The sequence below is a fragment of the Polaromonas sp. genome, assembly GCF_013817205.1.
Taxonomy (GTDB): Bacteria; Pseudomonadota; Gammaproteobacteria; order Burkholderiales; family Burkholderiaceae_C; genus Polaromonas.
Genome location: NZ_JACDDD010000005.1, coordinates 44,167 through 60,943, shown reverse-complemented (window position 1 = coordinate 60,943; position 16,777 = coordinate 44,167). Strand labels below are relative to the sequence as shown.

Genomic DNA, 16,777 nt, shown 5'->3' with positions numbered 1-16,777 from the left:
GGCTGGATTTCTGCGGGAATACCCTTATATTGGGTACATGGTCAGTCCCGGCATATTTTTAAAGGCATCCCTGAACGCAGGCAGGGAGTTCTTCCGCCCACCCGTGGTGGAGGACGGCGAGCCTGCGCCTTACCGGGTGCCGGTGATGGTGCCTATCCGTTCCATCGGCCCCAGCCACAGCGAGCGGATTGAAAAGCACTTGCTGGCGCTGGACGCGCACGACCGCTACCTGCGTTTCGGCTACGCCGCCAGCGACGAGCAGATCCGCCGTTACTCGGCCAGCCTCAACTACCAGCGCGACGAAATTTTTGGCATCTACAACCGCCGGCTTGAACTGATCGCCATGGCGCACCTGGCGCTGTCGGTGGATCCGGATCTGACCAGTTGCGCCGAATTTGGCGTGTCGGTGTTGCCGCACGCACGCGGCCGCGGCTACGGCGCGCGGCTATTTGACCGAGCCGTGATCCACGCGCGCAACGAAGGCGTGCGCATGATGTTCATCCACGCGCTCAGCGAAAACACCGCCATGCTCAACATCGCCCGCAAAGCCGGTGCGGTGATTGAGCGCGACGGCTCGGAGAGTGAGGCCTACCTCAAGCTGCCGCCGGCCGACCTGGACTCGCGCATGACCGAGCTGGTGGAAGAGCAGATTGCCCAGACCGACTATCGTCTGAAAGTGCAGGCCATGCAGTTCTGGGACCTGCTGGGACTGGTGCAGGAAGTGCGTCGCGGCGTGCGTGACAGCCGCGACCGCATGCCGATGTGAATATGGCCCCCACGGTCGCTCACTGCGTGTAGCTCCCTGCCCCCCGAGGGGGCTGGCCTTGCTTGGGGCGGCCCTGCGCTGCGGCCGATGGCCCCCACGGCAAAACTCAATCCACATCGGGCTTGTAGCGGCGCGCGCTGCTGCCATGGCGCCTGTCGGCCAGCGGCAAATCCCCCTCAGCGGCCAGGGCGTCCGCGCTTGCCTGCAAGCGCGTCAGCATGCCTGCGAGCAGTTCAATCTCTTGCGGCTGCAGGACTTGCAGCACATCGCGGTTGATCTGTCTAACCAGCGGAAACAGCCGCGCATGCAGGGCGATGCCAGCCGCTGTCAGTTCCACGCGGATCTGCCGGGCATCACCCGGGCGGCCGCTGCGGCTGACCAGTTTTTTCTCAGCCAATGTGGTGACCGCCTTGGAGGTGCGCGGGCGGTCCAGGTGCGCGTGTTCGGCCAGTTCCGAAGAGCCCATGGGGCCGCGCGAAGCCAGCTGCGCCAGAATGCGCCATTCGCGTCGGGTGATACCAAACTGGCCCTCGCAGTACCGCACCACCATGCGGCCGGCGGTGGCCTGCAAGCGGCTGAGGCGGTAGAGCAGAAGGTCGTCCAGAACCTCAGGCGAGAAGAGGCGGGAGGTGGCTTCAGAGGTAACGGTCATGGGGGCGGGCACCAGGGTCGGGCATCAGGGTTACTCCCGGGGATGATTGATTTCCGCAATCAAGGGTCGGGCCAGGACAATCGCCGCACCAACCGGAGATTTATCATGCCACAGCCTCTGTTTCCTGCTGCGCCCAATCGGCGCAAAGTCTTGCTCGGGACCGCCGCCTGCACCTTGGCGGCGGGCCTTTCACTGCCACGACGGGCCCTTGCCCAGACGGGACCCATCCGTATTGTGGTGGGTTATCCGCCAGGCGGCGCGTCTGACCGGGCCGCCCGCATGGTGGGTGAGCGCATGCAGCAACTACTCAAGCGCCCGGTGATTGTTGACAACCGTGTGGGCGCGGGCGGTCGCCTGGCTGCGCAGCAGCTGGTCAACACGCCCCCCGACCAGACCGTGATGATGATTGGCAACCCGGCGGTCATGAGTGTGGCGCCGCTGATCTACAAAGACCTCAAGTTCGATCCGCTGACCGATTTTGTCCCCTTGGGCGCAGTGACCGACTACGATTTTGGCGTGGCTGTCAGCTCGGGCCTGCCGGTGCGCGAGGTCTCGCACATGCTGGCCTGGATACGTGCCAACCCTGACAAGGCCAACGCCGGTGTGCCCGCCACGGGCAGCTTGCCGCACTTTTTTGCACTGATGGTCAGCCACATGGCGCAGGCGCGACTGGAGGTAGTTGGCTATCGGGGCTCGGCCCCGCTGCTCAATGACCTGATCGGGGGGCAGATACCCATCGCCTTCGATACGCTGGACTCCCTGCTGTCGCAACATGAAGGCGGCAAGCTGCGTATCTTGGCAACCTCCGGGGCCAAACGCTCGCCTTTTTCCCCCACCGTACCCACATTCAGGGAGCAGGGCCTGCCTCTCGTGGCCACCGGTTGGAACACCATGTTTGCGCCGGCCACCACGCCCAAAGCCACGGTGGATTTGCTGGCAAAAACCTTGCTGCAGATCATGCAGGAGCCGGAGACACGCGCCAAGTTCGAGGCCGGCAAAATGGTGCCTGTGGCCATGAGCCAGTCCCAGACTGCGGCTGCACTCCAAGCCTTCAATGCACAGTGGAGCCCCGTTATCCGGCGCTCCGGCTTCAAGCCCGAATCCTGAGCGAGTGAGCGCAGCCTTGACCGCCTCGCCACGCCCCAACATCATTTTTATCGTGGCCGATGACCTCGGCTACGCCGACCTCGGGTGTTATGGCGGCCGGGCGCCGGTGTCGCCCGTGCTCGACAGCCTGGCTGCAGCGGGTATCAGGTTCACGCAGGGGTATTCGAATTCGCCGGTGTGTTCGCCCACACGTTTTGCGCTCATGACTGCGCGCTACCAGTACCGCCTGCGCGGTGCCGCCGAAGAGCCGATCAACAGCAAAAGCCGTGGCAGCAGCACGCTGGGGCTGCCGCCCGATCATCCGACGCTGCCGTCGCTGCTTGGGCAAAGCGGTTATCGCACGGCCCTGATTGGCAAATGGCATCTGGGCTATCCGCCTTACTTCGGGCCCCAGCGCTCCGGGTACGAGGAGTTTTATGGACCGATGTCGGGCGGGGTGGACTACTTCAGTCATTGCGACTCGACCGGACGCAAGGATCTCTGGCTGGGTGAGCAGGTGCACCAGGAAACCGGCTACTTGACAGACCTGATTTCACAACGTGCGGTGGACTATGTGCACCGCATGGCAAGCGGCGCCAGAGAGGACAGGCCATTTTTCCTGAGCCTGCACTACACCGCGCCGCACTGGCCTTGGGAGAGCCGCGACGATGCGGCGCTGGCGCCGCAGCTTGAAGGCAAGCTGTTTCATCTTCACGGCGGCAACATCCACACTTACCGGCGCATGATTCACCACATGGACGAAGGCATCGGCCAGCTGATGCGGGCGGTGCAGGAAAACGGCCTGTCCGACAACACGCTGGTGGTTTTTACCAGCGACAACGGCGGCGAGCGCTTTTCAGACAACTGGCCCCTGGTCGGCGGCAAGATGGACCTCACCGAAGGCGGCATTCGTGTGCCATGGATTGCACACTGGCCGGCAGTGATTGCGACCGGCAGGCTCAGTGATCAGCCCTGCATGACGATGGACTGGTCGGCCACCATGCTAGCCGCTGCCGGGGTATCGGCTGATGCCGACTACCCGCTGGACGGCGTATCGCTGCTGCCGGTGCTCGCGCGGCCGGGCCACCGTTTTGCACGCCCGCTTTACTGGCGCATGAACCATCGCGGCCAGCGGGCCCTGCGCGACGGCGAATGGAAATACCTGGTGGTCGATGGCAACGAGTATCTGTTTCATATCGCGTCCGACGAACGCGAACGCGCCAATCTGGCCCATCAGCAACCCGCCCGCCTGGCGGCCATGCGCGAGGCATGGGTCCGCTGGAACGACAGCATGCCGGCTATTCCGGCCGATGCCACGGTCAGCCTGGGTTATTCGCTCAAGGATATGCCACAGCGCTAAGATGTCGGCCCCCACGGTCGCTCACTGCGTGTAGCTCTCTGCCCCCCGAGGGGGCCGCTGCGCCTGCGGGCCGGCAAAGCCGGGCCCGCGGCCCCGGCTTGAATGGAGATAGCCGCGGGCTTACAGCCATCGAAGTAAGTTATCCTTGGCGCTCCTCCACTACCGAACACCCTTGTGTCCGACGCCCCCCCCAGTAGATCGACCAAGCCGGAAGACAAACGCGGCTTTTTGCAAAAGCTTGCTGAAATGCTCCACCCGGGGCCCGACTCCAAAGACGAGCTGATCGAAACCCTGGTCGAGGCGCAGGACAACGACGTCATCGGCGCGCAAAGCCGCGAGATGCTCGAGGGCGTGATCCGCATGGCCGACATGACGGCGGGCGATGTGATGGTGGCCGCGCCGCGCATGGACGCCATCAACATCGATGCGCCCTTTGACGAGCTGCTGCACCTGGTGATAGACACCGCGCACTCACGCTTTCCTGTTTACGAAAACGAAAAAGAAAACATTCTTGGCATCCTGATGGCCAAGGACTTGCTCAAGCTGCAGCGCGCGCCTGAGCTCAACATTCGCGCGTTGCTGCGCCCGGCGGTGTTTGTGCCCGAGAGCAAGGGCCTGAATGATTTGCTGCGCGAGTTTCGCGGCAACCGCAACCACCTGGCCATCGTGATCGACGAGTTTGGCCGTGTTGCCGGCCTGATCACGATTGAAGACGTGCTTGAGCAAATCGTTGGCGAGATCGAAGACGAATTTGACATCGCGGAAGACGACGGCGACATTTTCGGCCTGAGCGACCACACCTACCGCGTCAGCGGCGACACCTCCATCGAGCGGGTCAGCGAGGCCTTCGGCGTGAAGCTGCTGGACGCCGACTTCGAAACCATAGGCGGCCTGGTCGCGCACGAGATGGGTCATGTGCCCAAACGCGGCGAAGTGTATGTGCTGGATGGCCTGCAGTTCACCGTGCTGCATACCAAGGGCGGCGCGGTGCGCTGGTTCAAGGTCTCCCCAGTCGCCGCTGCCGGCACCCCGGCGCCATAAAGACACGCGGCATGGGACGGCAGACCATCGACAGCATGATGCCTGCGCCGCCGACCCTGCCGGCGCTGCTTGAGCACATTGGCTACCCCAGACAGAAGAACCAAGGCGCGTGGGTGCTGCAACTGCTGGGGATGTTGCTCGCCGGTGGCGCCCACGCCGCCAGCATTGCCTGGCCCTTCGCCGTGGGTTTGCCGCAGGGCCAGCCGGTCTGGTGGCTGCAGTTGCTGGCGCTGGCGGGGCTGGTCTGGCAACTGGACCGCTGCAGGACTTTCCGCCAGGGGCTGACCTTGGGTTGGGTGTTTGCCACCGCGTGGTTGAGCGGTATTTTCTGGTGGCTGTTCATTTCGCTGCACATCTACGGCGGGCTGGCTTCGCCGCTCGCTGTATTGGCGGTGCTGGGGCTGGCTATTTTTCTGTCCACCTACTACGCGCTGGCCAGCGCTGTGTTTGTGGCCGTCGGGCCGGCCGGCCGAACACGGCGCGCGCTGGTGTTTGCCGCGTTGTGGTTGATGGCCGAGTTGGCGCGGGTCCAGTTGTTCACCGGCTTTCCATGGGGCGAGGCTGGCTACGCCCATGTGAGCGGCTGGCTGGACGACTACGCCCGCTGGATCGGTGTGCACGGCATCACCTTCCTGGCGGCTTTCCTGGCCGCCGGCCTGGCCGGCTGGAACCAGTCGCGGCGCCAGGTCCTGCTGTTTCCGCTGACGGCGCTGGTGATTGTGGCGGTAGCCGTGCTGGCCGGGCGCCAGACTTCCACCTCAGCCGGCAACCTGCAGGTCACCCTGCTGCAGGGCAATATTCCGCAGAACGAAAAATTCCAGCCGGGCAGCGGCTTGCCGACCGCCCTGCGCTGGTACGCTGAGCAGTTGCAGGGCGCGAAAACCGCGCTGGTGGTGGCGCCCGAGACCGCTTTGCCGTTGCTGCCCCAACAAATGCCCGAAGGCTACTGGGGCGCTTTGCAGTCGCGTTTTGCTACGGGAGGGCAGGCCGCGCTGATTGGCACGCCGCTGGGCAGCTACAGCGCAAGCTACGCCAACTCCGTCGTCGGGCTCAAACCGGCCTCAGGCGCAGGCACGGCACAGAGTTACCGGTTCGACAAACACCATCTGGTGCCTTTTGGCGAATTTGTACCGCCGGGCTTTCGTTGGTTCATCAACCTGATGAACATCCCGCTCGGTGACTTCAACCGCGGCCCGCTCGGCCAGCCCTCGTTTGACTGGCAGGGCCATCGGCTGGCGCCCAACATTTGTTATGAGGATCTGTTTGGCGAAGAGCTGGCGGTGGCCTTTTCCAATGCGGCGATGGCGCCGACTATCCTGGTCAACGTCAGCAACATCGCCTGGTTCGGCAACAGCATTGCCATCGACCAGCATCTGGCGATCTCGCGCATGCGCGCGCTGGAGTTTGAGCGCCCGATGATCCGCGCCACCAACACTGGCGCCACGGTGATCATTGACCACCGCGGCAAGGTCACGCACGAGTTGCCGCGGCATACACGCGGCGCGTTGGTGGGTGAGGTTGAGGGGCGCACCGGCATCACGCCATACGTCTCGTGGGTGTCGCGGTATGGGCTCTGGCCCTTCTGGGGCGGGGCCGGCGTGCTGGTGTTGCTGGCCTGGCTGGCGCGGCGTCGTCGTTGATACGCACCGGTGGCGCTATCAAAATAGTAGCTTCTCACGCCCGTTGGATAAGGGCTGAAGGCCGATTTGTCTAAAAATCAGGACGCGACTCTTCCCATCCGAACCAGCCGCCCGGGACGCCCTGCGGTGATCTCGCCTTCGCGCTGTACGGCCACGCCGGCGACCCAGGTCGCCACATAACCCTCGGCCTTCTGCAGAAAACGTTTGCCCCCGGCCGGCAGGTCGCGCACCAGCGCCGGTGTGCCCACGCTCAGGCGTTGCGGGTCGATGAGGTTCAGGTCGGCGCGTTGACCGGGTGCGATCTCGCCGCGGTCTGTCAGGCCCAGGTAACGCGCGTTGCGCCGCGTCAGCATCTCCACCGCGCGCCCCAGCGGCAGCTTGCCCTGCTCGCGGCCCAACACCCAGTGCGTCAGCATGAAGGTGGTGAAACTTGCGTCGCAAACCGTGCCGACGTGGGCGCCGGCATCGCTGAGGCTGGAGAGCACACGCGGATGGTCCAGCATCTGCCGCACCGCGTCCAGCGAGCCGCTGTTGTAGTTGAAGATCGGGAAGTAGATGAGGTGGCTGCCGTCGCCCCCGGCCAGGTGGTCGTACAGCGCTTCCAGCGGTGTGGCGCCGCGCTGCCTGGCCTGCACCAGAAAACTCTGCATGACCGATGGCTCGTAGTTGAGCTGGTCGTCGAGCGGGAACATGCGCCCGCTGATCATGTCGATACGCGCCAGCAAAATATCCACCAGTGGCGGGATGGCCGTGCCGTCGCCCGCCAGGCGTTCCGACTTCTCGCCCAGGATGCGTGCCTTGCGGGCCGGCTCGCGCAGTGCGGCGGCGCGTTCGGCCAGCGGCAGGTGCGCGACTTCCTTGTAACCGGGGAAGCCCATGAAGGGATGAAAACTCGCGTCCAGCCCGTTGATCACGCCGATGCCGCGCACGGCAGCCTGCAGAAACAATGGCAGGCCAGAGGCCACCGCGCTGTCGACGCGACTGCGTATCGCTTCATACTGCTCGCCGCCCGGGTCGCGCTGCAACCAGGTCATGGACAGCGGCTTGCCGCTGGCTTGCGCCATCTGTTCGACCAGGTCGAATTCGGCGTCGAAGCGCGGCCCCGGCGACGGGCCGCCCCTAGCGGGGAGCGCCCCCTCGGGGGGCCGGTCCTGCAAGGGCCGGGGGGCAGCAAGATCTTGCAACAGGTCGAAGTCGCTGACCACCTGCAACACGCCGTGCGCGATGCCTTTAAACGCGCCGGCCAGTCCCACCAGTTCTGCCGCCGTGGCCTCGGCGGCCGGCGTGTCCTTGCCTTCGGAGGTGCGGTGGTTGTCGCTGCGGCCAGTGCTGAAACCGGCGGCGCCGGCCAGCAGTGCCTCGTGCAGCAGCGCACGCATGGCGGCGATCTCATGCGGCGCGGCGGTTTGTTTGGCCACCGCGCGCTCACCCATCACATACATGCGCAGCGGGTCGTGTGGCACCTGCACCAGGTAGTCCAGGCTGCGCGGCGTCTTCTCCAGCGCGTCCATGTACTGCGGGAAACTCTCCCAGTCCCAGCGTATGCCCTCGTGCAGCGCCGCACCGGGAATGTCTTCCACCCCCTCCATGAGCTTGATCAGGTCGTCCTGATGGCCGGGACGAACAGGCGCAAAACCAACGCCGCAGTTGCCCATCACCAGCGTGGTCACGCCGTGGTAAATGCTAGGTGCGAAGTTTTCGTCCCAGGTCACCTGGCCGTCGTAGTGGGTGTGGATGTCGACAAAACCGGGGGTCAGCCACAGGCCGCTGGCGTCCACCGTTTCGTGCGCGGCTTCGCTGAGGGTACCGACTTCCACGATGCGGCCGTCCCGCACGCCGACGTCGGCGACAAAAGGCTCGCCTCCGCGTCCATCCACCACGGTGGCACCCTTAACCAGAAGATCGAGCATCCTGTTTCCTCCACCAGTAAACCATGACCAGGCCGCTCACGATGTGCCAGATGCCCCACAGGCTGGCCACCGTGACCATACCCAGGTCGCTGCCAAACTGCACGCCGATGATGCCCAGCGCCAGCCCGGAATTCTGCATGCCGCCCTCGATCATCACGGCGCGGCGGTCTTTCTCGCTGACCCGCATGACGACGCTGGTGAGCCAGCCGAAGAACAGCCCGCAGGCGTTGTGTATCACCACGATCAGCAGCGTCGGCAGCAGGCCCAGCGTCAGCAACTGGCGCTCCTTGATCAGGCCGGCCACGATGAACAGCAGCAGGCAGGCCACGGCAAAGTTTCCTAGCGGCTTGCGGATGCGCGCCGTCAGCATTGGCAGCTTGTGCGAAAACAGCAGGCCCAGCGTCATGGGCACAGCCAGCAACAGCAGCAGGCTCAGCCAGATGCCCGAAGGATCGATGCTGAGTTCGCGCATCCAGGCCGCCGTGGCCGGGTTGGTGGCGATCATCCAGCTGAAGTTGAACGGCGTGGCCACCAGCGCGATCACGCTGGCGACCGCCGATACGCTGACCGACAGTGCGGTGTTGCCGCGTCCCAGGTGGGTGATCACGTTACTCAGGCTGCCGCCCGGGCAGGCGGCGACCAGGATCATCGCGGCCTCGACGTTGGGCGGCAAGTCCAGCAGCAGGGTGGCGGCCCAGGTGGCTACCGGCAGCAGGATGAACTGCGGGATCAGCCCGCAGATCACCGCACGCGGCGTCTGCGCCACGCGTTTGAAGTCCTCGATGCGCAGCTCAAGCGCGACCGAAAAAACCATGGTCGCCAGCACCAGGGTGAGGATCAGTTGTTGGGTTGTCATGAAGCTTTCCTCGTGCCTGAGGGTAAACCGGAAAAAGCTCCGTAAAATCAAGGGTTTTCGCGGGTTCAGGCCCGTGCGGTCCTTTACTTGCGCTTACCTGCAGCCACGCTGCTGCGGCACACCCTACCTATGTTGACCTTTCAGCAAATCATCTTGAAGTTGCAGTCCTACTGGGATGCCCAGGGCTGTGCACTCTTGCAGCCTTATGACATGGAAGTCGGCGCCGGTACGTCGCACACTGCTACGTTTTTGAGAGCGCTGGGCCCTGAGCCCTGGAAAGCCGCCTACGTGCAGCCCAGCCGCCGGCCGAAAGACGGGCGCTACGGCGACAACCCCAATCGCGGCCAGCACTACTACCAGTACCAGGTGGTGCTCAAGCCAGCGCCTGCCAACATCCTGGAGTTGTACCTGGGCTCGCTTGAGGCGTTGGGCTTTGACCTGAAAAAAAACGACATCCGTTTTGTGGAAGACGACTGGGAGAACCCGACCCTCGGCGCCTGGGGTTTGGGCTGGGAGGTTTGGCTTAACGGCATGGAAGTCACCCAGTTCACCTATTTTCAACAAGTTGGCGGCATTGACTGCAAACCCATCACCGGCGAAATCACATACGGCCTTGAGCGGCTGGCCATGTACCTGCAAGGTGTGGACAGCATGTTTGACCTCAAATGGACAGACGGCATCACTTATGGCGACGTATTTCACCAAAACGAGGTGGAGCAGTCGACGTATAACTTCGAACACAGCGATGCCGACTTCCTGTTCACGGCCTTCACCGCCTATGAAAAGCAGGCCAAGCACCTGATCGCAGTGCAATTGGCTTTGCCAGCCTACGAGCAAGTGCTCAAGGCCGCACACAGCTTCAACTTGCTGGACGCGCGGGGCGCAATCAGCGTGACCGAACGCGCCGCCTACATTGGCCGCATTCGCAACCTGGCCCGCGCCGTGGCGCAAAGTTATTACGAAAGCCGCGAGCGCCTGGGTTTTCCAATGGCGCCGCGCGAATGGGTTGACCAGATGACGAAGAAGGCTGCTTGATGATTCTGGAAATCGCTCAGTTGCAGGTCAAGCCCGGCGAAGCCGATGCCTTTGAAGCCGCTTTTGCCCAAGCCCAGTCCATCATTGCGTCCATGGGCGGTTATCAGGGGCACGAACTGCAGCGTTGCCTGGAAAACGATCATCACTACATGCTGCTGGTGCGCTGGGCCACGCTTGAAGACCACACCGTCGGTTTTCGGCAATCGGAGCCTTACCAAGCGTGGCGCAAGCTGCTTCACCATTTTTACGATCCGTTTCCAACAGTGCTGCACTACAGCGCCATTGAATCGAAGAATCAGAACAAGCCATGACTAGCAAGAACCTTCTCGTTGAACTGTTTGTGGAAGAGTTGCCGCCCAAGGCACTCAAAAAGTTGGGCGATGCATTTGCCGGCGTGTTGTTCGAGCAGCTCAAGGCCCAAGGGCTGGCTGGTGCTGATTCCACGCTGACTTCCTTTGCTTCGCCGCGCCGTCTTGCCGCACACGTGACGGACGTCGGTGCGCAAGGCGCTGACAGGGCCGTCTCGCAAAAACTCATGCCCGTGACGGTGGGACTTGACGCGTCAGGCAGCGCTACGCCAGCGTTGCTGAAAAAGCTGCAGGCACTCGGCGCCGACGCGTCGGCTGTTGCTGGTCTCAAGCGCGCGCCCGACGGCAAAGCGGAGGCGCTGTTTTATGACAGCAATGTCAAGGGCGCCACATTGGTCGAAGGCCTGCAGAAAGCGCTGCAGGAAGCCATCACGAAATTGCCGATTCCCAAGGTTATGACCTACCAGCTCGCCGATGGCTGGAGCGACGTGAAGTTTGTGCGTCCCGCCCATGGCTTGGTAGCGCTGCACGGCAGTGAAGTGGTGGCCATCGAGGCGCTGGGCCTGAAAGCCGGCAACAGCACACACGGTCATCGCTTCGAGGCCTCTGTGGACCCCGTGGTGTTGAAAGACGCCGACAGTTATGCGGCCACGTTAAAAAAGGACGGGGCGGTGATCGCCAGCTTTGCTGAACGCAAAGCCGAGATAGCCAGACAGCTCGCAGCAGCGGCGGCCAAGGTCGGCGGCGGCGTCAAGGCGATTGAAGACGACGCGCTGCTCGACGAAGTGACCGCGCTGGTTGAGCGCCCCAACGTGCTGGTGTGTGAATTCGAGAAGGAATTTCTCGACGTGCCGCAGGAGTGCCTGATCCTCACGATGAAGGCCAATCAGAAGTACTTTCCGTTGCTAGAGGCGTCGGGCAAGCTCAGCAACAAGTTTTTGGTGGTCAGCAACATCAGCCCGGCCGATGCCAGCGCGGTGATCGGTGGCAACGAGCGGGTGGTGCGGCCGCGCCTGGCCGACGCCAAGTTCTTCTTCGACCAGGACCGCAAGAAGACACTGGCTTCGCGCGTGGCAGGGCTGGGCAAGGTGGTGTATCACAACAGACTGGGCTCGCAAGGCGAACGGGTGGAGCGGGTGCGCGCGATTGCCAAAGCGATTGGCCAGCAACTCGGCGGCGACGCGCTGGCGCAACAGGCCGACCAGGCTGCGCAACTGGCCAAAACCGATCTAGTGACCGACATGGTCGGCGAGTTCCCTGAACTGCAGGGAATTATGGGCCGCTATTACGCGCTCAACGACGGCTTGTCCTCTGATATTGCCGACGCTATCGAAGACCACTACAAACCTCGCTTTGCCGGCGATGAATTGCCGCGTCATCAGGTGGGTGTGATCGTCGCCTTGGCTGACAAGCTGGAAACTCTGGTCGGCATGTTCGGCATCGGCAACCTGCCCACCGGCGACAAGGACCCGTTTGCATTGCGCCGCCATGCGCTGGGCGTGGTGCGCATGCTCATGGAAAAGAATCTTCCTCTCGAGATCCTTCAGCTGACCGGTGCAGGCTTCAAGGCGTTTCCAGACGGCATGTTGGGCGATGCCCAAACAGACCTGAGCCTTTTTATTCTGGACCGTCTCAAGGGTTACCTGCGTGAGGGCGGCTACTCTGCAGCCGAGGTGGATGCCGCTGTACATGCGCCGGGCATGACGGTCTGGGCCGATATTCCACGCCGCCTGGCCGCCGTGCGTGCTTTCGTGGCCCTGCCCGAAGCGCCCGCGCTGGCCGCGGCCAACAAACGCATCAGCAACATTCTGAAAAAAACCGAAGGTGTCGATGCCCATGTGAGCGAAGTTCTGCTGCAGGAGCCCGCAGAAAAAGCCCTGCACGCTGCGATGCAGCAGGTGGCGCCGCAGGCCAGTGCGCAGTTCGAGGCGGGCGACTACGCGGCTTCGCTGCAAACCCTGGCCGCGTTGCGCGCGCCCGTCGACGCATTCTTCGAGGGCGTGATGGTCAATGCCGAACAGACCGATTTGCGGCTGAACCGCCTCGGCCTGCTCGCCACCGTGCATCAGGCCATGAACCGCGTCGCCGACCTGTCGCGCCTCGCGGCCTGAGCTGCGTGCCATGATGGACTTCAAACTGGCTTGGCGCGCGTGGAAGACACGTTACCGGGATCAGGTGTTCGAGTTGCGCGCGATCCGCGAGGCCTTGCGCCATGGCGGCGTGGCGCTCGACGTGGGCGCCAACAAGGGCAGTTACCTGTATTCGATGGCGCGCTGGGCCGGCACCTCGCCGGTGGTGGCGTTCGAGCCGCAAAGCCGTTTGGCGAGTTACCTGACGCACGCCTGCCGGCGTTCCGGCCTGCGCAACGTCACCATCGAAAATCTTGCCCTGTCCAATCAGCAAGGGGAGCTAAAGCTGTTTGTGCCGGGGGACAGCCATTCGCCCGGTGCTTCGCTGGAAGCCAGCATTGCGGACAAGACGGCCTGCCACACGGAAACGGTCAGCGTCACCACGCTGGATGCGTATGCAGCAGAAAAATTGCATTCACCAGTGCGCGTGATCAAGATCGACGTGGAAGGCCATGAGATGGCGGTTCTGCAGGGCGCGTTGGCACTGATCCGGCGCGACAGGCCGCTGCTGGTGGTCGAGTGTGAAGCGCGCCACCTGCCGGCCGGCAAGACCGTGCGCGACTTCATCACGCTGGTGACCTCGCTGGGCTACAGCGCGACGCTGGCTATGCCCGGTATCGGGGAGTTGCAGGCAGCGCAGTTTGATGAAGCGCTGCACCAGAAACAGGCAGGCGAGCGTTTCTGGGGCGCCAAGGATTACTACAACAACTTCATCTTCCGACCCACAGGGGCTGCGTCATGAAACTCGTCATCCTCGACCGCGACGGCACCATCAACAGCGACAGCGAAGATTTTGTCAAGTCGCCGGAAGAGTGGGTGCCGCTGCCAGGATCGCTGGAGGCGATTGCGCGCCTGAACCATGCAGGCTGGCATGTGGTGATTGCCTCCAACCAGTCGGGGCTGGGCCGCGGCCTGTTTGATGTGGCTTCGCTCAATGCCATGCACGCCAAGATGCACAAGATGCTGGCGGCGGTTGGCGGGCGCGTCGATGCCGTGTTCTATTGCCCGCACAGCCCCGAGGAAAGCTGCACCTGCCGCAAGCCGCTGCCGGGCCTGTTTGAACAGATAGGCGCGCGTTTTGGTGTGCCGCTCAAAGGGGTACCGACGGCCGGCGATTCGGTGCGCGACCTGCTGGCCGGCGCTGCCGCCGGCTGCGAGCCGCACCTGGTGCTGACCGGAAAATCCGCGCAGTACCAGGGCGGCGGCCAGCCTGAAGGCCTGCCACCCGGCACGCGCCTGCATGCCGACCTGACAGCTTTTGTGGAGCATCTGCTAAGCCGTGGGGCATCCACCTGATGCTATGAAAATAGTAGCTATCAGCCCTTGTATTTAAAGGGCTGGAGGCACAAAACGTTAATAGAAAACGAGACAAGAGACTTCACATGCCACTGATCCGCTCCGTACTGCACCTGCTGTGGATGATTGTCACGGTAATTCCCTGGGCGCTGGCCGTGCTGGTGTTTTCACTGTTCGGCAGCAGCACCCAGATCTACTGGATGTGCGCGGGCTGGCTGCGCCTGGCGGTCAGCGGCGGCACAGTGATTCTTGGCATCCATAACCGGGTGTCGGGAATGGAAAACCTTCCCACCAGCAACACCAGCGGCGCGGTCCTGCTGCTCAAGCACCAGAGCACCTGGGAAACCTTTTCGATGCCGACGCTGATGCCGCACCCGCTGGCTTACGTTTTCAAGAAAGAGCTGCTCTATGTGCCCTTCTTCGGCTGGGCCATGGCCCGCATGGACATGATCCACATAGACCGCAGCCAGCGTACCCAGGCTTTCAACAAGGTGGTGGAGCAGGGTCGCCGGCTGATGGGGCAGGGCGTCTGGGTCATCATGTTTCCCGAGGGCACACGCATAGACCGCGGGCAAAAAGGCGTCTACAAAACCGGCGGCACGCGGCTGGCCATTGAAACCGGCGCGCCGGTGATCCCGGTGGCCGTGACATCGGCCAAATGCTGGCCGCGCAAGGCCTTCATCAAGAAGCCGGGCATTGTCGACATTTCCATCGGCAAGCCGATCAGCAGCGTGGGCCGCAAGCCCGAGGAGCTGATGCGCGAGGTCGAGGCGTGGATAGAGGCCGAGATGCGGCGACTGGATCCCGAAGCCTATCTTTAGGCCCCCACGGTCGCTCACTGCGTGTAGCTCCCTGCCCCCGAGGGGGCCGCTGCGCCTGCGGACTGGCAGAGCCAGATCCGCGGCCCCTGTTTGACAAAAGATGCCCGCGCATGCGCCCACTCGACTTCGTTCACCCGGAGCTTGTCGAAGGATTCCGCTTCCACCGCTGGAGCGGCGCTAAACTGCCATGATGCAAAGGCTTCTCCAGTTCACGCTTGACCTGTTTGGCACGGAGATACCGGCGCCGGGACCTGACAAGCGGCGCAAGGCCGGAAAAATCAAGCCAAATCGCCCGCCAGCCCCCGTCCTTCCTGCGAATTCTGCTATTGAAACAGTAGCTGATCTCGGCCCGGTCGATGGTCGCCCGGCGCAGACCCTGCAGCAGGTGCTGGCGCCCGCCACCTACCGCCATCCGGCCGCTACGCGCGAGGCGCTGCTGGGCGACACGGTGGTGGCGTACCAGTTCCGGCGCGGCAAACGCCGCACCATCGGCTTTTCGGTAGGCGCCGAGGGCCTGGTGGTCAGCGCGCCCAAGTGGGTGCCCCTGTATGAGATCGACAAGGCGGTTCAGGAAAAAACCAGCTGGATTGTCGCCAAGCTGCGGGAAACCCGGGCGCGCCACGACCGGCTCGAAGCGGCGCGTATCGAGTGGCGCGACGGAACCACCCTTCCCTTCCTGGGCGAGACGGTGACGGTGCAGATCGACCCGCGCCATGCGTTCAGCGGTGTCGGTGGCGAACTCCAGCCTGGACCGGCCGGGGCACCGAAAACCCTGTGCATCGGACTGGCGCACGACGCCAGCGCCGAACAGATCCGCGACTCGGTGCAGGCCTGGCTGATGCGGCGGGCCAAACAGATCTTTACCGAACGCCTGGACCACTTTGCCCCCCATTTGGGTGTGCAATGGCGCAAACTCAGCCTGAGCAGCGCGGGCACCCGTTGGGGCAGTGCCAGCGCCGATGGTGCGATACGGCTGAACTGGCGGTTGATCCACTTCAAACCGTCGGTGATTGACTATGTGGTGGTGCACGAGTTGAGTCATTTGCGGGTGATGGACCACAGCCCCCGCTTCTGGGACACTGTGCGCACCGTGGTGCCCGACTACGCCCATTTGCGCAGCCAGTTGAAGGATGAGGTGGTGCCCCGATGGTGATGTGGATCAAAGACATGCGATGTAGACGCTGCAGCCATCGTATGAGGGCTAATACGACTGGACAACTTTGTGTTTTTCTGTAATATGACAAAGATGATAAAACTGATAGTCAAGCGGCTGTCACACTGGTAACGAAGGTTCTTATGAACGACAACCCTATTCTTGTAGTTGAGGACAATCCCGACCATCTGGAGTTGACCGTCCTGACGCTCCAGGAGCAGGGTGCAGATACCCCCATCGTGACTGCGCGCGACGGCGCCGAAGCACTCGACTACCTGTTTGGTCAGGGCGTGCACGCGGGGCGCGATACCCAGAAGCAGCCGGCCTTCATCCTGCTGGACATGAAGCTGCCCAAGCTGTCGGGGCTTGATGTCTTGCGCAATGTGCGCGCCAATCCGCTGACTGCGCTCGTGCCCGTGGTCATGCTCACATCCTCAAGCGAGCAGTCCGACATCATTGCCTGTTACCAGAGCGGCGCCAACGGATTTGTCCGCAAGCCGGTCGACTTTGGCGAGTTCACTGAAAAACTCAGCCGGCTGCAGCAATACTGGCTGCGCGTCAACGAGTCCATCGCAACGGCCTGACGGCCTCACGAAAGCTCATCAACGCGTGAAGCAGTCACGCGACGTCTTGGCATTGCGTGGCCGACGCATGACCCTATTTGAATTCAACCTGCACTGACCCGCGCGGCGACTGGCGTCGGCCAGGGCCAGTTTGTGCTTCC

The 16,777-nt window shown here is 63.1% G+C and carries 16 protein-coding genes; 13 read left to right on the top strand and 3 right to left on the bottom strand.

Translation table 11 applies throughout. The features are described from left to right. Window positions 1-37: 37 nt before the first annotated feature. Window positions 38-766 carry a GNAT family N-acetyltransferase gene (locus tag H0W47_RS02240; protein WP_296920055.1) on the top strand — a complete coding sequence of 243 codons (729 nt, stop codon included), beginning with the start codon at window positions 38-40 and terminating at the stop codon, window positions 764-766. A gap of 106 nt (window positions 767-872) precedes the next feature. Here H0W47_RS02240 and H0W47_RS02235 read toward each other — a convergent pair whose 3' ends face one another. After that, complete coding sequence (locus H0W47_RS02235) at window positions 873-1,418, bottom strand: MarR family transcriptional regulator (protein WP_296920049.1); 546 nt, start codon at window positions 1,416-1,418, stop codon at window positions 873-875. 105 nt (window positions 1,419-1,523) lie between these two features. Here H0W47_RS02235 and H0W47_RS02230 point away from each other — a divergent pair, with 105 nt between their 5' ends. From H0W47_RS02230 to lnt, 4 genes are all read left to right on the top strand, one after another. Beyond that, window positions 1,524-2,525 carry a tripartite tricarboxylate transporter substrate-binding protein gene (locus H0W47_RS02230; RefSeq protein ID WP_296920043.1) on the top strand — a complete coding sequence of 334 codons (1,002 nt, stop codon included), beginning with the start codon at window positions 1,524-1,526 and terminating at the stop codon, window positions 2,523-2,525. Window positions 2,526-2,541: 16 nt separating this feature from the next. After that, complete coding sequence (locus tag H0W47_RS02225; RefSeq protein WP_296920040.1) at window positions 2,542-3,864, top strand: sulfatase-like hydrolase/transferase; 1,323 nt, start codon at window positions 2,542-2,544, stop codon at window positions 3,862-3,864. Between the two features lie 174 nt (window positions 3,865-4,038). After that, window positions 4,039-4,905: an HlyC/CorC family transporter gene (locus H0W47_RS02220; RefSeq protein WP_296920030.1), complete on the top strand. Its 867-nt coding sequence runs from the start codon at window positions 4,039-4,041 to the stop codon at window positions 4,903-4,905. Window positions 4,906-4,916: 11 nt separating this feature from the next. Then, complete coding sequence (gene lnt / locus H0W47_RS02215; protein WP_296920025.1) at window positions 4,917-6,545, top strand: apolipoprotein N-acyltransferase; 1,629 nt, start codon at window positions 4,917-4,919, stop codon at window positions 6,543-6,545. Between the two features lie 77 nt (window positions 6,546-6,622). Here lnt and H0W47_RS02210 read toward each other — a convergent pair whose 3' ends face one another. Both H0W47_RS02210 and H0W47_RS02205 read right to left on the bottom strand, forming a co-directional pair. Beyond that, window positions 6,623-8,455, bottom strand: coding sequence for an amidohydrolase family protein (locus tag H0W47_RS02210; protein ID WP_296920022.1), 1,833 nt, complete (start codon window positions 8,453-8,455; stop codon window positions 6,623-6,625). Beyond that, the gene (locus H0W47_RS02205; RefSeq protein WP_296920019.1) at window positions 8,436-9,311 is read right to left on the bottom strand and encodes a bile acid:sodium symporter family protein; all 876 of its coding nucleotides are present in this window, start codon (window positions 9,309-9,311) and stop codon (window positions 8,436-8,438) included. The genes H0W47_RS02210 and H0W47_RS02205 overlap by 20 nt, the downstream gene beginning before the upstream one ends. 129 nt (window positions 9,312-9,440) lie before the next feature. On the opposite strand from H0W47_RS02205, the gene glyQ reads away from it, so the two are divergent. From glyQ to H0W47_RS02165, 8 genes are all read left to right on the top strand, one after another. Further along, window positions 9,441-10,346 carry a glycine--tRNA ligase subunit alpha gene (glyQ, locus tag H0W47_RS02200; RefSeq protein ID WP_296920017.1) on the top strand — a complete coding sequence of 302 codons (906 nt, stop codon included), beginning with the start codon at window positions 9,441-9,443 and terminating at the stop codon, window positions 10,344-10,346. Further along, window positions 10,346-10,657: an antibiotic biosynthesis monooxygenase gene (locus tag H0W47_RS02195; protein ID WP_296920015.1), complete on the top strand. Its 312-nt coding sequence runs from the start codon at window positions 10,346-10,348 to the stop codon at window positions 10,655-10,657. Before glyQ ends, H0W47_RS02195 begins: the two co-directional genes overlap by 1 nt. Further along, window positions 10,654-12,765, top strand: coding sequence for a glycine--tRNA ligase subunit beta (gene glyS, locus H0W47_RS02190; RefSeq protein ID WP_296920012.1), 2,112 nt, complete (start codon window positions 10,654-10,656; stop codon window positions 12,763-12,765). The genes H0W47_RS02195 and glyS overlap by 4 nt, the downstream gene beginning before the upstream one ends. Window positions 12,766-12,775: 10 nt before the next feature. Next, window positions 12,776-13,525 (top strand): FkbM family methyltransferase, encoded by a 750-nt coding sequence (locus H0W47_RS02185; RefSeq protein ID WP_296920007.1) that lies wholly within the window; start codon window positions 12,776-12,778, stop codon window positions 13,523-13,525. Next, a complete protein-coding gene (gene gmhB / locus H0W47_RS02180) occupies window positions 13,465-14,079 on the top strand; it encodes a D-glycero-beta-D-manno-heptose 1,7-bisphosphate 7-phosphatase (RefSeq protein ID WP_367265080.1) in 615 nt (204 codons plus the stop codon). Before H0W47_RS02185 ends, gmhB begins: the two co-directional genes overlap by 61 nt. Window positions 14,080-14,165: 86 nt before the next feature. Then, on the top strand, window positions 14,166-14,900 hold the full coding sequence (locus H0W47_RS02175) for a 1-acyl-sn-glycerol-3-phosphate acyltransferase (RefSeq protein WP_296920001.1): 735 nt from the start codon (window positions 14,166-14,168) through the stop codon (window positions 14,898-14,900). A 187-nt stretch (window positions 14,901-15,087) separates the two neighbouring features. Continuing rightward, window positions 15,088-16,053, top strand: a complete 966-nt coding sequence (locus tag H0W47_RS02170; RefSeq protein ID WP_296919997.1) for a M48 family metallopeptidase — start codon at window positions 15,088-15,090, stop codon at window positions 16,051-16,053. A 143-nt stretch (window positions 16,054-16,196) separates the two neighbouring features. After that, window positions 16,197-16,637, top strand: coding sequence for a response regulator (locus tag H0W47_RS02165; RefSeq protein WP_296919992.1), 441 nt, complete (start codon window positions 16,197-16,199; stop codon window positions 16,635-16,637). Window positions 16,638-16,777: the final 140 nt, after the last annotated feature.